This is a genomic window from Streptomyces sp. AB3(2024) (assembly GCF_041862025.1).
Classification (GTDB): domain Bacteria; phylum Actinomycetota; class Actinomycetes; order Streptomycetales; family Streptomycetaceae; genus Streptomyces.
In genome coordinates this window covers 1-5,443 of sequence record NZ_JBGWAB010000248.1, presented here as the reverse complement: position 1 = coordinate 5,443, position 5,443 = coordinate 1, and the positions used below count along the sequence as shown (strand labels likewise).

Here is a 5,443-nt window from a genome sequence, read left to right as displayed (position 1 = left end):
GGCGCCAGGGCCCGCCCGCCGCCGCCCGAGCCGCCGCCGTAGCCCGAGGCGGCGGACACCCGCGTGCTCGGGGCCGCGCCGAAGACCCGGCCCCACTGGGCGAGCCGGTCGCGGCCCTCGGACAGCAGCAGCATCAGGTAGCCCGCGCCGGCCAGCAGGAAGGCGAACCAGGAGCCGCCCCGCTCCGCCGACAGCCCGGCCGCCACCGAGTACAGCGCCAGCAGCGGCAGTCCGGCCGCCGCGGCCGAGCGCAGCGTGACCGCCAGGGCGTCGACGAGCAGGCCGATCAGCAGCACGCCGCAGAGCAGCAGCAGCCGGATGCCGTCCGTCAGGGGGGCCGGTATCGCGAACTCGCCCACGTCCCGCACGCCCTGCTGGAACAGCCCGCCGAAGTCGGTGACCAGGAAGGCCATCGGCCCGCTCCCGGTGGATTCGGTCTTGCCCGCGAAGAGGAGGGCGAGCAGCAGCAGCGACACCAGCAGCTGCGCGCCCACGGTCAACGGCCGGGCCAGCGGGATCCGCCGGCCCGCCGCCCCCACCGCCGACTGCACGGCCAGCAGCGCGGCCGCCTGGAGCAGCCAGCCGGAGGTCTCCACCAGCGGGGCCAGCGACCAGGAGGTCAGCAGCGTCGCCAGCGCGGCGAAGAGCGTCACGCGTGCCCGCCCGCTCATACCAGGCCTCCGGGGGTCGGTCCCGTGCCGACGGGGGCGTTGCCCGCCTGCCGCCACAGATCGGCGAAGGCAGCGCCGGGCGGGACGGCCAGTGCCGTCCAGCCGGCGTCGCGCAGCCTGCGCAGCCGCTCTTCCACCCGCGAGGGCGCTCCGGCCCAGGTCGCGGAGTCCAGTACGAACGCCACCGCTCCCGCGCTGCGCTGCCGCATCCGGGCCGCCATTTCCGTCTGTACGTCGTCCAGGTCTCCGAAGAAGGCGACGAGCAGGCCGTCCCCGCCCGAGCCGAGCCCGCCGCCCGCCCCGCGCACGGCTTCGCAGGCGCGGCCGAGTCCGGAGCCCTCGGAGTGGCCGACGACCGCGAGGGTGTCCATCATCAGCCCGGCCGCCTCGGCGGACTCCTGCCCGCCGGAGGAGAAGCCGCCGACGCCCTCACCGGGCACCGAGTCGCCGGTGTCGGTCAGCAGGCGCACCGAGAACCCCTGCTCCAGGACGTGCAGCACGGTGGAGGCGGCGGCGGAGACCGCCCATTCGAAGGCGGAGTCGGGGCCCGCGCCCTCGTAGGCGCCGCCCCGGGTGTCGAGCAGGACGGTGGCCTTGCTGCGCTGCGGGGTCTCCTCGCGGCGCACCATCAGCTCGCCGTAGCGGGCGGTGGAGCGCCAGTGGACCCGGCGCAGGTCGTCGCCGCGCCGGTAGGTACGGGGGATCACGTCGTCGTCGCCGGACAGCGCGAGCGAGCGGCGGGTGCCCTCGCCGAAGCCGTTGGCCTCGCCGGTCATCCGGACCGGGGGCAGCGGCTCGGTGCGGGGGACGACGGTGAGGGTGTCGTAGGCGCTGAAGGACCGGGTGAGCTCGACCAGCCCGAAGGGGTCGGTCAGCCGGAGCTGGAGCGGGCCCAGCGGGTAGCGGCCGCGCAGGTCGGAGCGGACCCGGTAGGAGACCTCGCGCTTGCCGCCCGCCTCGACCCGGTCCAGGACGAAGCGGGGCCGGGGTCCCAGCACGTAGGGCACCCGGTCCTGGAGCATCAGCAGCCCCGTGGGGACCCGGGAGACGTTCTCCAGCCGCAGCTGGACGCGGGCCTCGCCGCCGGCGGGCACCCGCGGCGGGGTCAGCCGCCGGTCGCCGGTGACCCGGTGGCGGGTGCGGTGCAGGGTCAGGACGCAGATGAGGGGGAGGGCGACGAGCAGCAGGCCGACGCGGAGCAGCTGGCCCTGGCCGAGTACGTACGCGCACCCGGCGGCGGCGGCTCCGGCGGCCAGGAACGAGCGGCCCCGGGTGGTCAGACCGGCCAGCGAGGCGCGCAGCCCGCCGGGGTCCCTCACCTGCCCGCCGGCGCCGCGCGGGGCACCGGCGCCCATCAGAAGCCCCGGATGCCCGCGCCGGGCGGCATCTCGCCGCGGGCGTGCGCGGCGGGGACGGGGGTGCGCTGGAGGATGTCCTGGACGACCTGCTCGGCGGTGCGCCGGTTGAGCTGTGCCTGCGCGGTGGGCAGCAGCCGGTGCGCGAGGACGGGCGCGGCCAGCCGCTGGACGTCGTCGGGCAGTACGTAGTCCCGGCCGGCCAGGGCGGCGGCGGCCTTCACGGCGCGCAGCAGGTGCAGGGTGGCGCGGGGCGAGGCGCCCAGGCGCAGGTCCGGGTGGCTGCGGGTGGCCGAGACCAGGTCGACGACGTAGCGGCGGACGGGCGGGGCGACGTACACCTCGCGGACGGCCTCGATGAGTTTGACGACGTCGTGGGCGTGCGCGACCGAGGTGAGGTCGTCGAGGGGGGAGACCCCGCCGTGGACGTCGAGCATCTGGAGCTCGGCCTCGGGGCTGGGGTAGCCGACGGAGACACGGGCCATGAACCGGTCGCGCTGGGCCTCGGGGAGGGGGTAGGTGCCCTCCATCTCGACCGGGTTCTGGGTGGCGACCACCATGAAGGGGCTGGGCAGGGCGTAGGTGGTGCCGTCGATGGTGACCTGGCGCTCCTCCATCGACTCCAGCAGCGCGGACTGGGTCTTGGGGGAGGCACGGTTGATCTCGTCGCCGATGACGATCTGCGCGAAGATCGCGCCCGGCTTGAACTCGAACTCGCGGCGCTGCTGGTCGTAGATGCTGACGCCGGTGATGTCGGAGGGCAGCAGGTCCGGGGTGAACTGGATGCGCTGGACCGAGCAGTCGATGGACTTGGCGAGCGTCTTGGCCAGCATGGTCTTGCCGACGCCGGGAACGTCCTCGATCAGCAGGTGGCCCTCGGCGAGGAGCACGGTCAGGGCGAGCCGGACGACCTCGGGCTTCCCCTCGATCACGCCCTCGACCGACTCGCGGATCCGCTCGGCCGTGCTGGTCAGATCAGCGAGGCTCGCTCGGTCGTCGTACGTGGTCACCTGGTTCTCCTCGGCCCTTTCCCAGGGCCGACGCCCTTGGCGCATGAACCGGCCCACCCCGAAACACGGACGCCGTTCCGGAGGGATTCCGGGGGGCGTCCCCCCGCATTCTTGACGCCGTCACGGCCCGGTGTCACTCACGAGGCCGGATCGATCTCCCGCAGGAGCCCCGTGTGCACGTCGAAGACGAAGCCTCGCACATCGTCCTTGTGGGGCAGGAAGGGGTTGGTGCGCACGCGCTGCATGGACTGGCGGACGTCCTGGTCCACGTCGCGGAAGGCCTCGACGGCCCAGGCGGGGCGCTGGCCGACCTCGTCCTCCAGCTCGTGCCGGAAGTCCTCGGTCAGGCTTTCGAGACCGCAGCCGGTGTGGTGGATGAGTATCACCGTGCGGGTGCCCAGGGCGCGCTGGCTGATGGTGAGCGAGCGGATGGTGTCGTCGGTGACGACGCCGCCGGCGTTGCGGATGGTGTGGCAGTCGCCCAGCTCCAGGCCGAGGGCCTTGTGGAGGTCGAGGCGGGCGTCCATGCAGGCCACGACGGCCACGTGCAGGACCGGACGGGCGTCCATGCCGGGGTCGGTGAACTCCGCGGCGTACCGGCGGTTCGCCTCGACGAGCCGGTCGGTGACGGAGTCGCCGCCGGATGCCGCGGGGGCGGGGCTGGCGGGCAGGGATGCGGAAGTCGTCATGGTTACGACGTTAGTGGTCACAGGGCCGTGTGGCATTGAGTGAGGGTGGACAAAGAAGGTCAACGAGCCTTGTTGTGAGCTAACCCACAGGGGTGAGGCGGGGGCCGCTGTTCGGGTGATTCAGGGCTTTTGTGTGTTCCCTACGGGCGGGGCGCACCGGGCGCGGGGCGGTTCGTTGACCGCGGCGACCGTTGCACTAAAGTGACGCGAACCGGCCGGAGCCCGGCCCTCACCCGGCCGCCCGGCCCCCTGGTAAAACTCCGCGTGCGCGGCGCGGCGTACGCCTGCCGCGCCGTTATCTGAGAGGGCGCTTTGACTAGCGAGTCCCGACATGTCCCGGTGATGCTCCAGCGGTGCCTGGACCTGTTGGCCCCGGCGCTGGAGAGGCCGGGGGCCGTAGTCGTCGACTGCACCCTCGGCCTCGGCGGCCACAGCGAGGCCCTGCTGACCCGGTTCCCCGAGGCCCACCTGATCGGCCTCGACCGCGACAAGGAGGCCCTGCGGCTCTCCGGCGAGCGCCTCGCGCCGTTCGGCGACCGGGCCACCCTCGTCCACGCGATCTACGCCGACCTCGCCGAGGTGCTCGACGGCCTGGGGGTCCCGGCCGTCCAGGGCATCCTCTTCGACCTGGGCGTCTCCTCCATGCAGCTCGACGAGGCCGACCGCGGGTTCGCGTACGCGCAGGACGCCCCGCTGGACATGCGCATGGACCAGACGACCGGCATCAGCGCGGCCGAGGTCCTCAACACCTACGCCCCCGGTGAGCTGGTGCGCATCCTGCGCCAGTACGGCGAGGAGAAGCAGGCGAAGCGGATCGTGTCGGCGATCGTGCGGGAGCGGGAGAAGGAGCCCTTCAGCAACAGCGCGCGACTGGTGGAGCTGATCCGGGACGCGCTGCCGCAGGCCGCCAAGCGCACGGGCGGCAACCCCGCCAAGCGGACGTTCCAGGCCCTGCGCATCGAGGTCAACGGAGAGCTCTCCGGGCTGGAGCGCGCCATTCCGGCGGCGGTCGACCGGATCGCGGTCGGCGGGCGGATCGCGGTGCTCTCGTACCACTCGCTGGAGGACCGGCTGGTCAAGCAGGTCTTCGTGGCGGGCGCCACCTCCACGGCCCCGCCCGGACTGCCGGTCGTACCGGAGAAGTACCAGCCGAAGCTGAAGCTCCTGACGCGCGGGGCGGAACTGCCCACCGAAGAGGAGATCGCCGAGAACCGGCGGGCCGCCCCGGCGCGGTTCCGCGGCGTCGAGCGCATCCGCGAGGCGCGGCTGTGACCCCGGCGGGCCGCTCCCCGGGCGGCAAGGCCGGCAGGGCGGCCCGCCTCGTCCGGGTGCGGCCCGCCGCCGCCACGGCGGGGCAGGCGGCCCGGATGCCGTTCGTCCTGCTGGTGGTGGCTCTGCTCGGCGGCGGGCTGATCAGCCTGCTGCTGCTGAACTCCGCGCTCAACCAGGGCTCCTTCCAGCTGACGAAGCTGAAGAAGGAGACCACCGCCCTGACGGACGAGCAGCAGGCGCTCCAGCGGGACGTCGACGGCTACTCCGCCCCGGACGCGCTCCAGCGCCGGGCGCACGAGCTGGGGCTGGTGCCGGGCGGCAGCCCCGTCTTCATCGGCTCCGACGGCAAGGTCGCCGGCGCCCCCACCCCGGCGGAGGCGCCGCCCGCGCCCTCGCCCCCGGCGACTTCCCCGGGCGCGCCGGACGCGGGCGGCTGCGCGCCCCCC

6 protein-coding genes are annotated in these 5,443 nt (G+C 74.1%); 2 read left to right on the top strand and 4 right to left on the bottom strand.

Translation table 11 applies throughout. The features are described from left to right. The 4 genes from ACEPPI_RS39740 to ACEPPI_RS39725 form a co-directional block, all read right to left on the bottom strand. Window positions 1-671: transglutaminaseTgpA domain-containing protein (locus tag ACEPPI_RS39740; protein WP_373920123.1), on the bottom strand; the 671-nt coding region annotated here is incomplete at its 3' end. Then, window positions 668-2,026 (bottom strand): DUF58 domain-containing protein, encoded by a 1,359-nt coding sequence (locus ACEPPI_RS39735; protein ID WP_373920122.1) that lies wholly within the window; start codon window positions 2,024-2,026, stop codon window positions 668-670. The genes ACEPPI_RS39740 and ACEPPI_RS39735, both read right to left, overlap by 4 nt. Further along, a complete protein-coding gene (locus ACEPPI_RS39730; RefSeq protein WP_373920121.1) occupies window positions 2,026-3,036 on the bottom strand; it encodes an AAA family ATPase in 1,011 nt (336 codons plus the stop codon). Before ACEPPI_RS39730 ends, ACEPPI_RS39735 begins: the two co-directional genes overlap by 1 nt. A gap of 137 nt (window positions 3,037-3,173) precedes the next feature. After that, window positions 3,174-3,761 (bottom strand): beta-class carbonic anhydrase, encoded by a 588-nt coding sequence (locus ACEPPI_RS39725; RefSeq protein ID WP_373920120.1) that lies wholly within the window; start codon window positions 3,759-3,761, stop codon window positions 3,174-3,176. Window positions 3,762-4,037: 276 nt separating this feature from the next. On the opposite strand from ACEPPI_RS39725, the gene rsmH reads away from it, so the two are divergent. Together rsmH and ACEPPI_RS39715 are read left to right on the top strand one after the other, a co-directional pair. Next, window positions 4,038-4,997, top strand: coding sequence for a 16S rRNA (cytosine(1402)-N(4))-methyltransferase RsmH (gene rsmH, locus ACEPPI_RS39720; protein WP_373920119.1), 960 nt, complete (start codon window positions 4,038-4,040; stop codon window positions 4,995-4,997). Continuing rightward, a partial coding sequence (locus tag ACEPPI_RS39715) for a hypothetical protein (protein ID WP_373920118.1) occupies window positions 4,994-5,443 on the top strand: 450 nt, incomplete at its 3' end. The genes rsmH and ACEPPI_RS39715, both read left to right, overlap by 4 nt.

What these genes read in the sequence shown, in the direction of transcription:
- ACEPPI_RS39735 (WP_373920122.1), bottom strand. Translation starts at nt 2,026, where the DNA reads ATGGGCGCCGGTGCCCCGCGCGGCGCCGGCGGGCAGGTGAGGGACCCC.
- ACEPPI_RS39725 (WP_373920120.1), bottom strand. Translation starts at nt 3,761, where the DNA reads ATGCCACACGGCCCTGTGACCACTAACGTCGTAACCATGACGACTTCC.